At 66.1% G+C, this 18,303-nt stretch carries 13 protein-coding genes; 5 read left to right on the top strand and 8 right to left on the bottom strand.

Annotated features, from left to right (window positions below):
• The first annotated feature begins 54 nt into the window (after positions 1 to 54).
• Entirely contained in the window at positions 55 to 2,778 is a 2,724-nt protein-coding gene (locus AM2010_RS12505; protein ID WP_047807350.1) for a TonB-dependent receptor, read from the top strand.
• 69 nt (positions 2,779 to 2,847) lie between these two features.
• On the opposite strand, the gene AM2010_RS12500 is transcribed toward AM2010_RS12505, so the two are convergent.
• Entirely contained in the window at positions 2,848 to 3,510 is a 663-nt protein-coding gene (locus AM2010_RS12500) for a YggS family pyridoxal phosphate-dependent enzyme (protein ID WP_047807349.1), read from the bottom strand.
• A gap of 22 nt (positions 3,511 to 3,532) precedes the next feature.
• Between AM2010_RS12500 and AM2010_RS12495 the strand changes: the two genes are divergently transcribed.
• Positions 3,533 to 4,066, top strand: a complete 534-nt coding sequence (locus tag AM2010_RS12495) for a thiamine phosphate synthase (RefSeq protein ID WP_236699464.1) — start codon at positions 3,533 to 3,535, stop codon at positions 4,064 to 4,066.
• A gap of 92 nt (positions 4,067 to 4,158) precedes the next feature.
• A complete protein-coding gene (locus AM2010_RS12490; RefSeq protein ID WP_047807348.1) occupies positions 4,159 to 6,513 on the top strand; it encodes an FtsK/SpoIIIE family DNA translocase in 2,355 nt (784 codons plus the stop codon).
• A 428-nt stretch (positions 6,514 to 6,941) separates the two neighbouring features.
• Here the strand turns inward: AM2010_RS12490 and AM2010_RS12480 are convergent, their stop codons facing one another.
• From AM2010_RS12480 to AM2010_RS12450, 7 genes are all read right to left on the bottom strand, one after another.
• Entirely contained in the window at positions 6,942 to 7,460 is a 519-nt protein-coding gene (locus tag AM2010_RS12480; protein WP_047807346.1) for a GDYXXLXY domain-containing protein, read from the bottom strand.
• Positions 7,457 to 8,596 carry a DUF2157 domain-containing protein gene (locus tag AM2010_RS12475; RefSeq protein ID WP_047807345.1) on the bottom strand — a complete coding sequence of 380 codons (1,140 nt, stop codon included), beginning with the start codon at positions 8,594 to 8,596 and terminating at the stop codon, positions 7,457 to 7,459. Before AM2010_RS12475 ends, AM2010_RS12480 begins: the two co-directional genes overlap by 4 nt.
• Positions 8,597 to 8,649: 53 nt before the next feature.
• Positions 8,650 to 11,199: a DNA ligase D gene (gene ligD, locus AM2010_RS12470; protein ID WP_047807344.1), complete on the bottom strand. Its 2,550-nt coding sequence runs from the start codon at positions 11,197 to 11,199 to the stop codon at positions 8,650 to 8,652.
• Positions 11,196 to 11,666, bottom strand: a complete 471-nt coding sequence (locus AM2010_RS12465) for an MgtC/SapB family protein (RefSeq protein WP_047807343.1) — start codon at positions 11,664 to 11,666, stop codon at positions 11,196 to 11,198. Before AM2010_RS12465 ends, ligD begins: the two co-directional genes overlap by 4 nt.
• A complete protein-coding gene (gene ku, locus AM2010_RS12460; protein ID WP_047807342.1) occupies positions 11,666 to 12,529 on the bottom strand; it encodes a non-homologous end joining protein Ku in 864 nt (287 codons plus the stop codon). The genes AM2010_RS12465 and ku overlap by 1 nt, the downstream gene beginning before the upstream one ends.
• Before the next feature lie 175 nt (positions 12,530 to 12,704).
• Positions 12,705 to 13,751, bottom strand: coding sequence for a substrate-binding domain-containing protein (locus tag AM2010_RS12455; protein ID WP_047807341.1), 1,047 nt, complete (start codon positions 13,749 to 13,751; stop codon positions 12,705 to 12,707).
• A 96-nt stretch (positions 13,752 to 13,847) separates the two neighbouring features.
• Complete coding sequence (locus tag AM2010_RS12450) at positions 13,848 to 15,197, bottom strand: OprO/OprP family phosphate-selective porin (RefSeq protein ID WP_047807969.1); 1,350 nt, start codon at positions 15,195 to 15,197, stop codon at positions 13,848 to 13,850.
• Between the two features lie 221 nt (positions 15,198 to 15,418).
• Between AM2010_RS12450 and ald the strand changes: the two genes are divergently transcribed.
• Together ald and AM2010_RS12440 are read left to right on the top strand one after the other, a co-directional pair.
• Entirely contained in the window at positions 15,419 to 16,534 is a 1,116-nt protein-coding gene (ald, locus tag AM2010_RS12445; protein ID WP_047807340.1) for an alanine dehydrogenase, read from the top strand.
• 51 nt (positions 16,535 to 16,585) lie between these two features.
• Positions 16,586 to 18,289, top strand: coding sequence for a GGDEF domain-containing protein (locus AM2010_RS12440; protein ID WP_053044083.1), 1,704 nt, complete (start codon positions 16,586 to 16,588; stop codon positions 18,287 to 18,289).
• The last annotated feature ends 14 nt before the right edge of the window (positions 18,290 to 18,303 follow it).

Genomic DNA, 18,303 nt, shown 5'->3' with positions numbered 1-18,303 from the left:
CAAGCAAGAAAGGCCGGGTTACGTATACGTCAAGTTTTGGTGGAGGAGAAAAACATGAAAAGAGTGATATCATACCGGGCAGTTGCCCTCGCCGGAGCGAGCCTTGCGCTCCTGCCCCAGGCGGCTTTTGCGCAGACCGAAGGTCAGGCGGAATCCGCTGCCGAGGCGCCTGCGGCGCAGAGCGGCCCCATCATCGTCGTGACCGCGCAGGGCCGCGAACAGTCGCTGGCCGATGTGCCGGTCGCCGTGTCGGCCGTTTCGAGCGAAATGCTCGAAAAATCGGGCACCAGCGATATTCGCGAGCTGAACCAGGTGGCGCCTTCGCTGCTCGTGTCCTCCACCGGCAATGAAGCCAACGGTTCGGCCCGTATTCGCGGGATCGGCACGGTCGGGGACAACCCCGGCCTCGAAAGCTCGGTCGCGGTCTTCGTCGACGGGGTCTATCGCTCGCGCTCGGGCAACGCGCTCAGCGAGCTTGGCCCGATCGACCGGATCGAAATCCTTCGCGGCCCGCAGGGCACGCTGGGCGGCCGTAACGCTTCCGCTGGCCTGATCAGCATCTACACCGCGCCGCCCGAGTTCGAATTTTCCGGCTACGGTGCCTTCACCTACGGCAATTACGACGCGATGCGGATCGAGGGCGGCATCAATGCCCCGATCGGCCAGACGGTCGCTGCGCGGCTCGACGGCGTCTATTTCAAGCGTGACGGTTTCTACAACGACATCAACAACGACACGACCGTCAACAACCGCGACCGCTATCTCGTTCGCGGGCAGTTGCTGTTCGAACCGAGCGATACGCTGAGCTTCCGCCTGGTCGGCGACTATTCCAAGAAGGACGAAGCCTGCTGCGCGGCCACATTCGTGCAGCCCGATTTCGCCCCGCTCGCGCGTGTCAGCCCGGGGCTCGATTCGTTCACCCGTCCCGAAGGCGGGCCGGCGCTGACCAGCACCGACAACCCGATCATACCGATCCTGCTCGGCCTGGGTCAGGACCCGCGCGCACTGACGCAGGGCACGTTCGAACGGGATATCTACGTCACGCCCGGTCGCACATATGCCGGCGAGACCGAAGATTATGGCATTTCGGGCGAACTCAACTGGGAACTGGGTAATGTCCAGCTGACCTCCATCACCGCCTATCGCGAATATTCGAACTGGCAGGCGTCGGACACCGATTACACCCAGCTCGATATTCTCTATCGCGCGCCGGGCGACGATGCAGGCGGGCGCAGGTTCAAGACCTTCACCCAGGAACTGCGCCTTCAGGGTTCCGCCTTCAACGACCGGCTCGACTGGCTGGTCGGCGGCTTCTACGCCAACGAGAAGCTGCGGGTGACCGACAACCTTCGGTTCGGCGAGGATTACGGTGCCTTCGCGCCGTGCCGCGTGGTCAATGCGATCAACCCGGCCCTTGCCGATCCTTCCAGCAGCGGGTGCCTCGGCGCTGGCGGCCGGGCGGCATTGCTGGCGGCCAACGGAGGCGCGGGCGCATTCGGCCCGGCCACGCCGCTGATCTTTGCCGGTCTCGACAACCTGGCCCAGATCAACGATCTCGGTGGTACGGGAGATCTCTATAACCAGAAGAGCGAGAACTTCGCATTCTTCACCCACAATATCTTCCACATCACCGACACCGTCGATCTCACCCTTGGCCTTCGTTACACCAACGAAACCAAGGATTTCGATGCGGCCTTCGGTAACGACAACACGATCTGCCCGACCAACCGCGCGATGCTTTCGCCGCTTCTGGGCACCGCTGCGGCACCGCTGGCCGGCGGTATCATTTCGCTGTCGTGCCAGGGCAACTCGACTTCGGAGCTGGACGGCGTGACGCTGTCCGACACCCGCGACGAGGATGAGTTCACCGGCACCGCGGTGCTGAGCTGGAAGGCGACGCCCGACCTGCTCCTCTACGGTTCCTATTCGCGCGGCTACAAGGCGGGCGGTTTCAACCTCGACCGCTCGGCCCTGTCCAACCCGCTGTTCCTCGATGTGCCCAACATCGATGTCGGCGCGCTGCAGTTCGAAGAGGAAACGGTCGACGCCTTCGAAATCGGGGCGAAATATTCGACCCGCGATTTCGGCTTCAGCGTTGCCGCCTTCCGGCAGGAGTTCTCCAACTTCCAGCTCAACACCTTCAACGGCTCGTTCTACCTGGTCCAGAACATCAATTCGTGTTCGACCGACCTTGGCGGAGCGGATCGTGACGGCGATGCGACGACGGGCGCTTGCGCACCGGAGAACGTGCAGCCGGGCGTGATCGCGCAGGGTGTGGAATTCGAAGCCACGCTCAACCCGACCCCGGATCTCGGCTTCACGGTCGGCGTGACCTATTCGGACACCAGCTACGAAGACGATCTGATCGGCACCGACTCCGGCGTTCCGCTGGACCCGGCGCTGCGTCTGCTGCCGGGCGACAATATGTCGAACGCGCCCGAATGGGTGGCCACCTCGTCGGTTTCGTGGACCCCGGAAATCGGTTCGAGCGGAATGCGCGGCCTGGTGTTCTTCAACGCCCGCATGACCGACGATTACAACACCGGCTCCGACCTGCTCTACGGCAAGGAACAGGACAGCTACGTGGTCGTGAACGGTCGTATCGGTCTGACCAATATCGCGGACCGTTTCTCGATCGAAGGCTGGGTGCAGAACCTGTTCGACACCAACTACACCCAGGTCGCGTTCAACACGCCGTTCATCGCTTCGCAGCAGACTTATTCGGCTTTCCTGGCCGAGCCGCGGACTTACGGCATCACGGTACGCGGAAAGTTCTGATCCGCCACTGCCGGTTTGAAACGGAAAGGGGCGCTCACCGGCGCCCCTTTCTTTTTGCGTGTGCCGCGTTCAGCCCCGCGCGCCGAACAGCGCGGTGCCAACGCGCACATGGGTGGCGCCCAGCATCACGGCGGTTTCGTAATCGCCGCTCATCCCCATGCTCCTGCCCGTCAGCCCGTTGTCGCGCGCCAGCTTGTCGAGAAATGCGAAGAACGGCGCCGGCTCTATGTCCAGCGGCGGAATGCACATCAGCCCGGCGAGCGGGATTTCCGCATCGCGGGCGCGGGCGATGAATCCGGCGAGATCGCCCGGCGCGCACCCGCCCTTCTGATCTTCCTCGCCCACGTTGACCTGGATGAAGCACGGGACCCGCTTGCCCGCCCGGTCCATCGCCTTGACCAGCGCCTTGAGCAGGCTGGGCCGGTCGAGCGAATGGATGCAGTCGAACAGGGCCACCGCGTCTTCCGCCTTGTTCGACTGAAGCTGGCCGATCAGATGCACTTCGGCATCGGGCCAGGCCTCGCGCAGCGCGGGCCACTTGGTCTGCGCTTCCTGCACCCGGTTTTCGCCAAAGACCCGCTGCCCTTCGCGCAGGAGCGGTTCGATCGCCTCGGCAGGGTGCGTCTTGCTCACGGCAACCAGGGTCACGTCGGCGGGATCGCGGCGCGCGACCTTGCACGCGCGGCCAATGCGTTCGCGGACCTGTTGCAGGGGGGTATCTGGGTTTTTCATCGCAAGGCGCTATAGCGACCCCGTGCAGCGAAACCATACCCTCCCCAACCTCTGGCTGCTGTCCGATGCGCGCAACGACGCGCGGCTGGAACAGGCCCTGCGATCGCTGCCGGAAGGTTCGGGTTTCATCTATCGTCACTATCACCTCGCCCCGGAACCGCGCCGCGCGCGATATGCGGTGCTGGCGCAGATCGCGCACGAATGCGGGCACCGCGTGGTCCTGTCCGGCAGCGCGGGCGAGGCGCGCCTGTGGGGGGCGCACGGACTCTACGGGCCGGCGCGGCGGATCGGCCCGGGCGAGGGGCGGCTGCGGATCGCCACCGCGCACGATGCGCGCGGGATCGAGGCGGCGAACGCGATCGAGGCCGATGCCGTCACCCTCTCTCCGGTCTTTCCGACCCGCTCGCACCCGGATGCCCCCACTCTGGGCCCGATGCGTTTCCGCGCGCTCGCCGCACGGGCGCGGATGCCGGTCATCGCCCTGGGCGGAATGACCGCCGCTCGCGCGCTGGAACTGGACTGGCAGCGCTGGGCAGCGATCGACGGTCTGGTATGATGCGCGCCGGGCGCCGGCCCGATCCGCCGAAGGTCGCTTGACGGCAGAGTCGCCGAGGATTCATACTGTCCGCTCACATCAGGGGAATCGCAATGGCCACTCGCGCGGCCACAAAATCGCCGACCACCGACTGGCGCGCCACTTTCCGGCGCAGCCTGCGCCGCGCCGCGCAGATGGCGGGGGCGGGCATTCTGTTCGCCTGCGCGCTGTTCCTCACGCTCGCACTGGTCAGCTATACCCAGACCGACCCCAGCCCTTCGACCGCGGCGGCCGGCAACGATGTCGGCAACTGGATGGGCACCAGTGGCGCCTGGGCGGCCGAACGGGTCCTGTTCGCTTTCGGCATCTCGGCCATCTTCCTGCTTCCCCTGCTCTACGTCGGCGCGCGCAAGCTGTGGCGCGATGTGGAGGAGGAAGACCGCGATACCGACACCCACTGGCTGCGCCCGGTCGGCATGTTGCTGCTGGCCATGATCCTGCTCTCCAGCGTCCTTTCGCTGGCGTTCGACGGTCCCGGCGGATCGCTGCCCGCGTCGAGCGGGGGGATCGCCGGCCTGCTGGGCGCCGGCGCGATTGAGACGCTCGCCAGTCGCTTGCCCGAGGGCGGACGCGGCTGGGCCATTCTGGCGATGGCCGTCGCCTGCCTGGCTGGCGGAATTGCGCTGGTCACCCGCGTTTTCGCGATCGACTGGCGCGCGCTCCTGACCCTGCCCGGCTTCCTCCGCCGCGCGCCGGGAATTTCGGCGGACAATGTGCCCTTCCTGCCGCGTCCCAAACGCGCGGCGAAAGTCAGTGTGGAAAGCGATACCGCGCCGGAAACGGCCGAACAGCGCGAGGAACGCAGCGCGCCGCGCCGCGCGCCCGAAATCGCCGAACGCAGTGCCCCACCGCGCCCGGCCAAGCTCGACAAGGCGAAACAGCGCGACATGTTCGCCGCGTTCGAGCTGCCCAGCCTCGACATTCTGGAAGAACCGCCGACCGACAAGGGCCCCAAGCTCGACCGCCTGGCGCTGGAACGCAATGCGCGCCTGCTCGAAACCGTGCTCGACGATTTCAATGTGAAGGGCGAGATCACCGCCGTGCGCACCGGCCCGGTGGTGACGATGTACGAGCTGGAGCCCGCGCCCGGGATCAAGGCCAGCCGCGTGGTCGGCCTGGCCGAAGATATCGCCCGCAACATGAGCGCGATCAGCGCCCGCGTCTCCCCCATTCCAGGCAAGACGGTGATGGGGATCGAACTGCCCAACGCGCACCGCCAGATGGTCGCGTTCAAGGAACTGGCCGCGTGCGAAGCCTTCGCCAATGCCAAGGGGAGCCTGCCGATCATCCTGGGCAAGGATATCGCGGGCGAACCGATCGTCGCCGATCTCGCGGCCATGCCTCACCTTCTGGTGGCGGGCACGACCGGGTCGGGCAAGTCGGTCGGGCTGAACTGCATCCTGCTGAGCCTGCTCTATCGCTTCACGCCCGACGAATGCCGGTTGATCCTGATCGATCCCAAGGTGCTGGAGCTGAAAAGCTACGACGATATCCCGCACCTGCTGTCGCAAGTCGTGACCGAGCCGCACAAGTCGGTCCGCGCGCTCAAGTGGGCGGTGGAGGAGATGGAGCGGCGCTACCGGATGATGAGCTCGATCAATTCGCGCAACATCCATTCGTTCAACGAGCGGGTGAAGGCCGCGATCGCCAAGGGCAAGCCGCTCGGCCGCCGGGTCCAGACCGGGTTCGATCCCGAAACGGGGGAGGAACTGTTCGAGGAGGAGCAGCTCGATTACACCCCCCTGCCGCAGATCGTGCTGATCGTCGACGAGCTGGCCGACCTGATGGTCACCGTCGGCAAGGAGATCGAGGTCCTGATCCAGCGGCTGAGCCAGAAATCGCGCGCCGCGGGCATCCACCTGATCATGGCGACCCAGCGCCCCTCGGTCGATGTCATCACCGGCGTGATCAAGGCCAACCTGCCGACACGGATCAGCTTCAACGTCACCAGCCGGATCGACAGCCGCACGATCCTGGGCGAACAGGGCGCGGAACAGCTGCTGGGCAAGGGCGACATGCTCTACAAGCCCAGCTCCGGCGCGATGGTCCGCGTCCACGGCCCCTTCGTCTCGGACGAGGAAGTCGAGGCCGTGGCCGAACACTGGCGCGGCCAGGGCAAGCCCGAATATGTGGACGCCGTGACCGAGGAGCCGGAGGACGGCGGCTTCAGCTTCGACGACGAACTGACCGCGAGCGACAATCCCGAAGAGCGCAAGTACCGCCAGGCCTGCCAGATCGTGTTTGAAAACCAGAAGGCCAGCGGATCGTGGCTCCAGCGCCAGATGGGCGTGGGCTACAACACCGCGGCCAAGTGGATCGAACGGATGGAGGAAGAAGGGCTGGTCGGCCCCGCCAACCACGTCGGCCGCCGCGAGATCTTCCGCGACCAGGACGGCAACCCGATCTAGCCCGCGATGTCGCCGCGTGATGGGCTGGCGCGGAGCGACGTTCGCACCCTTGAAACCGTCACCCTGAACTTGTTTCAGGGCCCATTTCTCCTCCCGCGTGGGCGGAGCCGGGCGGCGCGATGGATGCTGAAACAAGTTCAGCATGACGGGTGGGGCGGGGCGAAGCATCGGTCTTCGCGATCAGTCTTCGGGCGCGGTGATCCCCTGCGAAAGCAGGGGCCCATGATGGCGGGCGTTGTGGCTGGGCCTGGGTTCCTGCTTTCGCAGGAACTCATTGCAGGGGCAGCACTTCTCGCGATGCCGATGACGACGAAAGCTGCCCGCACCACCTCTCCAATGTGATCCCCCGCGCAGGCGGGGGTCTCATGCTATCGGGCGAAACGCCTGCGGCCTGAGACCCCCGCCTTCGCGGGGAACCGGCAGAAGCGCTAGCGTTCGTTCCGTGTCGTCTGCGCCGCCTCACCATCACGTTCGCGGAAGGTGATGTCGAGCGGGGTGAGGTGGCCGTCTTCGCGCACGCGGATGCGCACCATGCCCTGCAGGGCGGGATCGGCCAGCCGACGTTCCAACTCGGTCGCACGCTCCTGCGCAACATAGAGCCGCCCGCTCGCCAGCCCGCCTTCAGGATCGTTCCATCCCCCGCGCGCGGTGACGAAGGCCGCGCAGGGCCGCCCTTGCGGCGGGAATGCGCGCGTCAGGTGCGGCGCATTCCCTTCCAGGCACAGCGTGTCCCCGAACTGCCGGTCGCGCGCCGCGGTTTCGAGGCCGGGCCAGTCATACGTATAGATCACGTAGTGCCCGCGCAGGATGTCGCGCGGGTCGTATCCGGTGATCGGCACGTGCCACACGGTTCCCTGGCGCGAGGTATATTCGGCCGCCGCCCAGCTCAGCCCGAGCCCCGCGAGCGGAAGCGCCAGCGCCGCGGCCAGGGCGAATGGCCGCCTCATGCCCCTTCCCCCCGTTCCGGAGCGAGGCGGCGCGACAGCCGCACCGCGGCCCAGGCAATGCCGAAGATCAGAAGCCCGGCAAGGATCAGGCCGAAGCCGCTGGTCAGGAGGTCGCTCGCCAGTTCGAAGCTGAGGATCACCAGCCGCACCGCCACTGCCGCAACCGCGAGCTGGAACACGCCCCGCCACCCGCCGTAGAGCGCGGCCAGCGCAACGCCGACCCACAGCGCCATGAACAGGATGCCCGCCGCAAGCTGGCTGTCGCCGATCATGCGGCTGAGCAGGATCGTCAACGCCGCGCCGGCGACCGCCCCGCCCAGCGCCTGCCCCGACCTGCCGCGCCGCGCGCCGACCAGCAGCGCCGCGGCGGCGAGGCCGACGATAACCTGGGCCATCTGGGCACCGAAGGAGAACAGCCCGTCGCCGTCCATCTCGCCAAATCCGCTTGCCACCGCGACCAGCGAGGCACAGCCGATCGCATAAGCGAAGCCGAGCTGTTCCAGCCTGCACCAGAAACCGTCCCGCGCATCGCGCTCGCGCATCCAGGCGCCCAGCGGCGCGAGCAGGACCGGCAGCGCGGTCGTCAGCCCGATCACGACATCGGGGCGCCTGTCCGCGCCGAACTGCGTCCGCACCGGATCGGCAAAGCCCCAGCTCGCCCACACGATAACGCCGGCGAACAGGATCGCGGTGAGCCAGCTCGACCCGCGCAGCAGAAGCACCGGGCCGAACAGCACCAGCCACAGCGACAGCGGCTGCCACAGCGGCGCGCTGGTCTGATAGACCTGGCCGAGATGGCCGAAGAAAGTGAGGCCGAGCACGCCGAACACGAACAGCGCGGCTTCCTGCATCCAGGGGCGGTCGTCCGCGCGCGCGCGCGGCACGCGCCAGAGCAGGGCGGCCAGTCCGGCGAGCGCGGCGAAATGGACGGCAAGGCGCAGGCGGCCGGGAATATCCTCCCAGTTCGCGGCGACCACCGACACCAGCCCGAGGCCGATGGCCAGTGCACCGATGCCGATCGCGGCCCACAGCGCCAGCGGGCGCGCATGGTCAGCCTCGTACGCGCGGATCGCCACGACCGTCTGCTCGTCGAGCAGCCCGGCACGCTGCCAGGCGGAAAGTTTGCGGCCGATCATTCACGCACAAGCGTACCTGTGCCCGGCATCGCGGGCAAGGCGAACCGCAGCCCCTAGATATCGGGCAGGCGCTGCTCGGCAAAGCCCCACCCGGCGAGCGATTTCGACTTCGCGCGCGCGTGCAGCTTCGCCGCGTCGGCGATCGTGAACGGCTTGGCATCGCCGAACGATTTCAACTCGCCCCAGGCGATCGGCGCGGCCACCGGCGCCCCTTCGCGCGCGCGCGCCGAATAGGGGACGACCGCGGTGCTGCCGCGCTGGTTGCGCAGCCAGTCGATGAAGATCTTGCCCTTGCGTTTCGCCTTGCTCATCGTCGCGGTGAAGCGATCGGGTTCGGCCATGCTCAGCGCCTCGGCAAAGCGGCTGGCGAAATCCTTGTGCACCTCCCACGAATGGCCGGGGGTCAACGGCACGACAACGTGCACCCCCTTGCCACCGGTCAGCATGGCATGGCTGGTCAGCCCGATATCGGCCAGCTTGCGGCGCAGGTCCTCCGCGGCCTGTTTCACGTCGGCGAAATCCAGCCCTTCGTCCGGGTCGAGGTCGAAGATCATCCGGTCGGGCCGCTCGACATCGCCGCTGCGCGCGGCCCAGCCGTGGAATTCGATCGTGCCCATCTGCACGCAGGCGAGCAGGCCCGCGGCATCCTCCAGGTAGAGATAGTCCTCGGTCCCGCCCTTCTTCTCCGCGATCGGCACGTGCCTGACGTGGGGGCCGAACGATCCGCTGTCATGTTTCTGGAAGAAGCACTTCTTCGCCCGCCCCTGGGGGCAGCGGACCAGGCTGACCGGGCGCTGGGCCGCGAAAGGCAGCATCAGCGGCGCGACATCGGCGTAGTAATCGGCCAGATCGCCCTTGGTGCACTTCGCATCGGGGAAGATCACCCGCTCGCGGCTCGATATCTCCACGTCCTGCGCGGCCCCGGTGTCAGGTGCGCTGCCTGCCTTCTCCGGCCGGACCTCGTCCGCGTCCTTGTCGCTGCGCAGACCGAGGAAGCTGCCGTGGCGGACATTGCCGTCGGCGGTGAATTCGCTGAAGGCGATTTCCGCGACCAGTTTCGGCGTCACCCAGGTGACCTGGCGAGCGGAAGCGCGATCGACCTCGACCGGGGGCGTCTTGCGCTCCAGCCGCTTCATCTTCGCCGCCATGTCCTCCAGCGTCTCGTGCGAGAAGCCGGTCCCGACATTGCCCTTGTAGACGAGCCGCGCATCCTCGCCCGATCCTTCGTGCTGGGCCAGCAGAAGCGAGGCGAAGGGGCGGCCTTTCGCGCTCGACGCCTTCCATCCGACGATCACGAATTCCTGACGCAGCGTGCACTTGACCTTCACCCAGTTGCGCGTCCGGCTGCCGCGATAGGGGGCGTCGATCGTCTTGGAGATGATCCCTTCCTGCGCCGCGTCGCACATCGCGCGGTAGAGCTTCTCCCCCGCGCCGATCACGTGATCGGCGACGTGGATCGGCGCCTCGACCCCTTCGAGCAGCGCCTCCAGCCGTTCCTTGCGCTCGACATTGGGCAGGCCGGTCAGGTCCTCGCCATCGGCTTCGAGCAGGTCGAAGCCATGGAAGGCGAGCCGGTCGCTTTCCCCCTGCGCGCCGTGCCCGCGCTTGAGCACGCGCTGGAGCGAGGAGAAATCGGGATTGCCCGCGGTATCGTAAGCGACGATCTCCCCGTCGATCAGGCAGGCCGGCAGGTCGAGCGCGGCGAAGGCGCGGGCAAGCGGGGCGAACTTTTCGCTCCAGTCCTTGCCGCTGCGGGTATAGACGCGCACCGTCCCGCCCGCAGCGGCGATCAGCGCGCGATAACCGTCGAACTTGATCTCGTGCATCCAGCCATTGCCCGCGGGCACCGCATCGACCAGCGTGGCCAGTTGCAGCTTGCGAAATGCCGGTGGCTTGCCGGCGCCCCCCTTGCGCGCCGGCTTCTTCTTCGCTTTCGCCGCCTTCTTCGCGTTGTTTTCGCCCGCCTTGGCCATTTCCCTTGCGAATGCCCGGCCCGACTTGCCTTCGAGCGAGTGCTCGCCCTGCTTGTCGGCGGCGATTTCCGCCATCGCGCGGCCGGTCAGGACGCTGGTCAGCTCGCGCTCCACCAGCGTGTCGCCGGGTTCGGCATGTTCGTCTTCGATCTTGCGCAGGAGCCAGTTTTCGCGCTTTTCACCCGGCTTCTTCTTCATGCGCACGAGCAGCCATTCGCCCTTCATCCGCTCTCCATCGAGAGTGAAGTGCAGGTGGCCCTTTTCGATATCCTTCCAGCTCTTGCCTTCCACCGGGGCCCAGGTGCCGCGATCCCACAGCATGACCGTGCCGCCGCCATATTCGCCCTTCGGGATCGTGCCTTCGAAATCGGCGTAGGACATCGGGTGATCCTCGGTCCGCACGGCCAGGCGCTTGACGTCGGGATCGGGACACGGCCCCTTGGTCACGGCCCAGGACTTGAGCACGCCGTCGGCTTCCAGCCGGAAATCCCAGTGAAGGCGGCTGGCCGCGTGCTTCTGGACGATGAAGCGACTGCCGCCTTCGCCCCCGGCGCGCTCCCCCGCCGGTTCCGCGGTCTTCGAGAAATCGCGCTTGCGATTGTATTCGGCCAGGGGGTCGCGCCTGCTCACCGGCCTGCGTCCTCGTCCGGGAACCAGCGCCGCTCGACCAGGCCCAGCAGGGTCAGCATGACGACCGAGATCACCGCCGCGATCACCACCAGCGGCCATTGCGCCGCGCCGCAGGCGATCCCGACCACCGCCGCCAGCCACAAGTGCGCGGCCGTGGTCAGGTTCTTCACTTCGCCCTTGCTGAACACGATCAGCCCGGCGCCGATGATGCCGATGAAGGCGCCCGTCGCCTCGTAAACACGCAACGGATCCATCCGCTCGCCTTCGAGCTGGCCGAACAGCGAGATGACCGAGACCGTCATCGCCGCCGCAGCGAAGCAGATCAGCCCATGGGTGCGCATCCCCGCGGCGTGGCCGCGCAGCTCGCGGTCGAGCCCGAGCGCGAGGCCGAGGATCGCGGCCACGCCCAGGCGCACCAGCAGGTCCCAGTCCATCCAGTGGACGAGAACGGGATCGTTCAGCACCATCACGCGCTCTTCCGCGACTTGCCGCCCGATTTGCCCGAGGAGGATTTCTTCGAAGAGGCTTTCTTCGCGGGCTTATCCTCTTTCACCGATTTCTTGAGCGCGGACATCAGGTCGATCACGTTCGACCCGCCGGAGGGTGCCGGCTCGTCCACATCCTCCAGGATCGTCTTGCCCTTCGCCTTGGCCTTCCTGTCGATCAGCTTGCGGATCGCATCGACATAGCGGTCCTCGAACTCGCCGGCGTCGAACGGCGCGCTTTTCTTGTCGATCAGCGTCCCGGCCAGCTCCAGCATCTCCTTGTCCGGCTTATCGTCGGGAATGTCCTTGAAATAAGTCTGCGCCTTGCGGACCTCGTCCTCGTAGCGCAGCGTTTCAAGCACCAGCCCCTTGCCGCAGGGCTTGAGGCTGACGAGCGTTTCGCGCCCGCGCACCGATAGCTGGCCCAGCGCCACTTTCTTCTTCTGGCGCAATGCCTCGCGCAGGACGATGAAGGCTTCTTCAGCCAGCTCGTCCTGCGGCACGACGTAGTAAGGCTTCTCGAAATAGAACACGTCGATCTCGTCCGCATCGACGAACTGGACCAGTTCCAGCGTCTTGCGGCTCTCGATCTTGACCGCCTCGATCTCCTCTTCCTCCAGCAGGACGTAGTTGCCCTTGGAAATCTCGTAGCCCTTGACGATGTCGTCGCGGTCGATCGGGCCGATCCCCTGGACGACTTTCTCGTAATTGATCGGCTTGCCGCTGGGCTCGTGGATCTGGCGGAAGGAAATCGAGGCCCCGCTCTTCGTCGCGGCATAGACTTCGACCGGTATCGAAACCAGCGCCAGCCTGATCTGCCCCTGCCAATATGCGCGTGCGGCCATCGTTCCTGTCCCCTTTCGCGCGATTCAGCGTTTGGGACGGGAAATCGTTTCCAACCCTCCGATTTCTGGCCTTTCGACTTATGGCCCCACGACTCCGGTCCAAACGAAAAGGGCGCCGTCCCTCAGGAGACGGCGCCCTTCGCGAAAGTGCGGCGATTGCCGGTGTACGCGAGCCTTACAGCTCTTCGCCGGTCATCGTGGTGTACTGCGTGGTTGCAGAGGCAGCGTTGGCCGCCATCGTTTCATCGGGCGAAGGAACGAGGCCGATCGCGGCCAGCGGGCCATCCTTGCCCCAGCTGTTCGCCCATTCGGCCAGGAATTCCTTCAGCCCCTGGATCGCGTCGAGGTGCGCCTTCTTGACGTAGACGTAGAGCGGGCGCGCGCCCGGATACTGGAAGCTGGAGATGTTCTCGTAAGTCGGCTCCACCCCGTTCATCGGCAGGCCCTGGACCTTGCCCGAATTTTCTTCGAGGTAGGAGAAGCCGAACACGCCCACGGCCTTCGGATTGTTGCCGATCTTCTGCACGATCAGGTTATCCTGTTCGCCCTGGTCGACATAGGCGCCGTCCGAACGCACTTCGGTGCAAATCTGCGTATGACGATCTTCGTCGCTTTCCTTCAGCGCTTCCATCGCCGGGTCGGCATCGCAGCCGACTTCCAGCACCAGTTCCTTCAGCGCGTCGCGCGTGCCGGATGTGGAAGGCGGGCCATAGACCAGGATCGGCTCGTTCGGCAGCGAGGGGTCGACATCGGCCCAGGTCTTGGCCGTCTGTTCTTTGCCATAAGGCTGCGCCGCGATCGCCTTGTAAACGATTTCGGGCGTCAGGTTCATCATGATCCCGCCCTGCGCCGAAGCGAAGGCCAGCCCGTCAAGGCCGACCTGCAGTTCGATGATTTCTTCCACGCCGTTGGCCTGGCAGGTTTCGAACTCGCCTTTCTTCATCCGGCGCGAAGCGTTGGCGATGTCGGGCGTGTTCGGGCCCACCCCTTCGCAGAACAGCGCGATGCCGCCGCCGGTGCCGGTCGATTCGATCAGCGGCGATTTGAAATCGGCGTGCGAGCGGGCGAAGTTTTCCGCCACGACTTTGGCGAAAGGATAGACGGTCGACGAACCGACCGCGCGGATCGAATCGCGCGTGCCGCCGGCGCCCGGCGCATCGCCACATGCGGACAGCGAAAGCGCCGCGACCGCGGCAAGGCAGATGGATTTCGTGATGTGCATTTTTCTTACCCCAGCAAGGTTAGGATCGGTTCTCGGGTATGAGTGATCTGTGACAAGGACATGACATCGATCCGCCCGGTCGGATCGGGCAATGGTTCAAAAGTCGATCTGGGCCCGCACGCCGAAGGTATCGACGCCGTAGGACCGGTCGTCTTCCCCGGCAGGCAGGGCGGCATTGGCGTACTCCATGCGGCCGTAATTGGCCATGAAGCGCGTGTAATCGGTCGGCGTCCAGACGAGCGAGACGGCATATCCATCATGCGTGCCACCGACGATCCCCGCATCGACCAGGTCGAGCCGGTCGTAGCGCAGATTGATCTGGACCGCGCCGAAACCGCCTTCACCCACCGGGTTTGCCGGCTTCACGCGGTCGAACACGCCCCGTTTGTACCCGCGCGTATCGCCGGGGGTCAGGAACATGCCGATTTCGGCATAGCCGCCGAAGAATGTCGGGTCGGGCAGTGCGCCGGGACGGTCGACTTGCTGCCAGAACCCTTCCGCCGCGGCGTGGAATGGCCCGGCGATCGCTGCCGCCTCCAGCCCCATGCCCAGCTCGCTGGCCCCTTCCACCCGGCCGGTATCGATGAAGCGCGTATCGGTGAAGTGGGCGAAGGGCCGCTGGCGATATCGCAGCGCGGTCCCTTCCTCGTAATCCGCATAGTGCACCGATCCGCCCAGATGGAGCCGGGTGCCGCCCAGTTCGGGCATCGCGACGACGCGCCCGTCCACGCTCCAGTTGCGGTTCGACAGCGCATCGGCATTGTCGCTGAACACCCCGGCCTGAACCAGCCACGCGCCGGCGGCGTATTGGGTCGACAGGCCGAGCCGGCGTTCGAAGCCGAAGGCATCGGTGAAGGCCGCACGCTCCATCGTCGAAATGAAGCGGCTGCTGGTCAGTTCCTCCAGCCCCTGGAACGTGTTGTGGTGCCCGATGGAAACGGTCAGCCCGCCATCGCCGTATGTCAGAATGCCATCGGCCAGTTCGACCTCGCCCCCGGCAAAATCCAGCTCGAACTTGTATCCGAAGCCGCCGGGGATATCGCCTTCCGCGCCCAGCCGCGCGCGGCGGATCTCGCTGCCGAAGCCGTCCACGGCGCCGAGGGAATCGGGGGCCGAAATCGTGCCGGCATCGATCTGCAGCCGGCCGCGCGGCTTGAAGCTCCAGCCGCCTTCGCCTTCGATCACAGGCGCGCCCTTCCAGCTGATCGAACTCGCGCCCGCCGACGGCGCGGCCGGGGCGGGCGGCACGGCCGCCGGCTCGCCTTTCGCCGCAGCCAGTTCGGCTTCGAGCGTTTCGACCCGATCGGCCAGGCGCGCCATTTCCGCGCGCAGAGCCTCGACCTGGCCGTGACCCGATCCGGCACCACCGTCCTGCGCCGCCAGCGGCACCGCCCACAACCCGCCGGCCACGGCGGCGACATGCGATAGGGCAAGGAAACTTTTCATTTTCGTTACCTTATAATGACCGGTTTCTGACCGGATGACAGCGCCAGTATTCCGATTTTGTGACACTTCGATGACGCCGCTTCGATCGGGTTTGGTGCGGCGCGCACGCATTGTTCTCGCAAAGCCACACGCGATCATGCACCCCATCCGCTGATCGAGACACAGGTTGCGGCGCGATAGTTTCACTTGTAACGGGCGCACGCAGCGAGGAGACAGGACCCATGCGCATCGGTTGCCCCACGGAAATCAAGAACCACGAATATCGCGTCGGCCTCACGCCCGAAAGCGCGCGTGAGCTGATAACGCATGGTCACGAAGTCTGGATCCAGAGCGGGGCCGGAAACGGCATCGGCGCTGACGACGACCAGTATCGCCAGGCGGGCGCATTCATCAAGGATGGGCCCGACGCGATTTTCGCCGAGTGCGAGATGGTGGTGAAGGTCAAGGAACCGCAGGCGGAAGAACGCGCCAAGCTGCGCGATGGGCAGATCCTCTACACATACCTCCACCTCGCCCCCGATGCGCCGCAAACCGCCGATCTGGTGAAGAACGGCGTCACCGCGATCGCTTACGAGACGGTGACCGGACCGGGCGGCTCGCTGCCGCTGCTCAAACCGATGAGCCAGGTCGCAGGGCGCATGAGTGTGCAGGCCGGCGCGACCGCGCTGGAAAAGGCCCACGGCGGGCGCGGCGTGCTGCTGGGCGGGGTGCCGGGCGTGCTTCCGGCCAAAGTCCTGGTGATCGGCGGCGGCGTGGTCGGTTTCAATGCCGCGCAGATGGCAGTCGGACTGGGCGCAGACACGACCATTCTCGATCGCGACCCGGCGGTTCTGGAGCGTGTCGGAATCCATTTCGAAAGCCGGGCCAAGACGCGGTTTTCGAACAAGGCCAATCTGGAAGAGGCGGTGTGCGAGGCCGATCTGGTGATCGGTGCGGTACTGATCCCCGGCGCCGCCGCGCCCAAGCTGATCGCGCGCGACCTGCTCAAATCCATGCAGCCGGGTGCGGTGCTGGTCGATGTCGCCATCGACCAGGGCGGCTGTTTCGAAACGAGCCGGGCGACGACCCACGCCGATCCGACATATGTGATCGACGACGTGGTCCATTATTGCGTCGCCAACATGCCCGGCGCAGTCGCGCGGACCAGCACGTATGCGCTCAACAACGTCACGCTGCCCCATGCTCTGCGGATCGCCGGGCTGGGATGGAAAGAGGCGATGCGCCGCGATCCACACCTGGCCGAAGGGCTGAATGTCCATGCCGGGCAAGTGACTTATGCCGCCGTGGCCGAAGAACTGGGTTACGAATATCGCCCGGTGGCCGACATCCTGGGGTGATGCCGCGCGCAGCTTAACGCTGCGATAACCGAATGGCCCTAATGCTTCGGCATGGGCGGGGAAGCCAAATTTCGGGCCGCCATTCTGGCGATCCTGACACTGTGCGCTGCGCTGGGCCTTCCCGCAGCGGCCCACCCCTGTCCGCCGCCCCCCTCTACAGTCAGCGCCCTGTCCGCGATGCCAGGCGATGCAGTGCTGCCCTGCGCCAGCAGGCCGCCCCGCTTGCCGGCAGAGGCGGTCGCGCTGCAATTCGAACCCGACCCGGCGAATGCGGTGCCGCGATACCTGCTGATGAATCTGGGCAAGTTCGATCGCATCGCCATTGCGGTCGAGGGGCGCGACGGCGCGCGGACAAGCGCGACCACGCCAATGTCGCAGGCCATCGCAACCAGCGCCGGCCCCACGCTCGCCATCCCCCTGCCGCAAACCGGCACCGCGCCCGCGCGCGTGACCGTTCTGATCGAAGGGCTTTCGCATCAGGCCAGCCTCGAAAGCCTGCATCTGGCGCCCGAGCGGCCGGATCGGCGGGCCGGCCATGTCGGGCGGCTGGTTCTGATCGGGATACTGATCGGAATGCTGGCCATGCCGATCCTGTTCGATGCGCTTTTCTGGCGCGTGCTGCGCAATCGCTTCATCGTCTGGCACGCGATCATGACCGTGTGTTTTATCCCGCTGGTCGCGTTGCGGAGCGGGATCGTGAACGAAGTGCTCCCGCTCGATCCCCATGTCTGGCGCGCGGCGACGATCATGACGTTCGGCGCGGCCATCGCCGCCTGCCTGCTGTTCACGCGCCATTTCATCGAACGCGACAAACTGGGCGCCCGCCAGGCGCAGGCGATGGAATGGGCCGCCGCCTGGGCGCTGATCGTTTCCGTCATGCAGACGGTCAGGCCGGAATGGATGATGCCCGCCGGGCTGCCGCTGCACGGCATCGCGCTGGCCCCTGTCCTGCTCCTGTGGTTGCAGGTGGTGGGCCGGGCGCTGATGCGCGGCAGCCGGGCGGTCTGGTTCCAGCTGGTGGGCTGGATTCCCCTGACCGTCGTATTCCTGATCGAACTTGCCACCGAACTGATGCCGGGCGTGCCCGCGGTTCGTACGCTCGATCTGTTCTATCTCGGCCTGGTCTGCGAAGCGACGGTGACCGCGCTGGGGGTGACCGACCGTTTCCTGACGCTGCGGCGCGAACGCGACAAGGCGCGCAGGATGGCGGCGGCGCTGGGCAATCTGGTGGAACGCGACCCCCTTACCGGATTGATGAACCGGCGCGGGCTGGACGGACGCTTCGCCCAGCTTCGCGCCGAAGGGTTTTCAACCTTCGCCCTGCTCGATCTCGACAGGTTCAAGGATATCAACGACACATTCGGCCACGGCGTCGGCGACAAGGTTCTGCGAACCGTCGCCGCGGTGCTGGCGAGCGAGAAGAAGCGGCAATCGGTCGCCGTGCGAATGGGCGGGGAGGAATTCCTGTTGCTGCTGCGCGGCGACAATCAGGCCGAGCGCGCCGAACGCATCCGCCGCGCGATCAGCCTGCGTGTCGCCCGCGAAGTGACCCAGATCGACCGGGTGGTCACGGCAAGCATGGGAATGATCGAAATACCGGACGGCCTATCCGACGCGCTCGGGTTCGACGATCTTTATGCCCGTGCGGATAAGCTGCTGTACGAAGCGAAGGAGGCGGGTCGCAACCGTTCCATGCACGAACGGCTGATACTGTTCGGCAAGACTGCGCCGGGATCGGAAACGGCGGCCGCCTGACGGCCCCGCCAGCC

It is taken from the genome of Pelagerythrobacter marensis, assembly GCF_001028625.1.
Lineage (GTDB): Bacteria > Pseudomonadota > Alphaproteobacteria > Sphingomonadales > Sphingomonadaceae > Pelagerythrobacter > Pelagerythrobacter marensis.
Note: the sequence above shows the minus strand (reverse complement) of the source record. Positions and strands in the feature narration are given on the sequence as shown.

Coding starts and splice junctions, on each gene's coding strand:
- AM2010_RS12450 (WP_047807969.1), bottom strand. CDS start 15,197: ATGAAAAGTTTCCTTGCCCTATCGCATGTCGCCGCCGTGGCCGGCGGG.
- AM2010_RS12440 (WP_053044083.1), top strand. CDS start 16,586: ATGGGCGGGGAAGCCAAATTTCGGGCCGCCATTCTGGCGATCCTGACA.
- AM2010_RS12490 (WP_047807348.1), top strand. CDS start 4,159: ATGGCCACTCGCGCGGCCACAAAATCGCCGACCACCGACTGGCGCGCC.
- ald (WP_047807340.1), top strand. CDS start 15,419: ATGCGCATCGGTTGCCCCACGGAAATCAAGAACCACGAATATCGCGTC.
- ku (WP_047807342.1), bottom strand. CDS start 12,529: ATGGCCGCACGCGCATATTGGCAGGGGCAGATCAGGCTGGCGCTGGTT.
- AM2010_RS12455 (WP_047807341.1), bottom strand. CDS start 13,751: ATGCACATCACGAAATCCATCTGCCTTGCCGCGGTCGCGGCGCTTTCG.
- AM2010_RS12465 (WP_047807343.1), bottom strand. CDS start 11,666: ATGGTGCTGAACGATCCCGTTCTCGTCCACTGGATGGACTGGGACCTG.
- AM2010_RS12500 (WP_047807349.1), bottom strand. CDS start 3,510: ATGAAAAACCCAGATACCCCCCTGCAACAGGTCCGCGAACGCATTGGC.
- AM2010_RS12480 (WP_047807346.1), bottom strand. CDS start 7,460: ATGAGGCGGCCATTCGCCCTGGCCGCGGCGCTGGCGCTTCCGCTCGCG.
- AM2010_RS12475 (WP_047807345.1), bottom strand. CDS start 8,596: ATGATCGGCCGCAAACTTTCCGCCTGGCAGCGTGCCGGGCTGCTCGAC.
- AM2010_RS12505 (WP_047807350.1), top strand. CDS start 55: ATGAAAAGAGTGATATCATACCGGGCAGTTGCCCTCGCCGGAGCGAGC.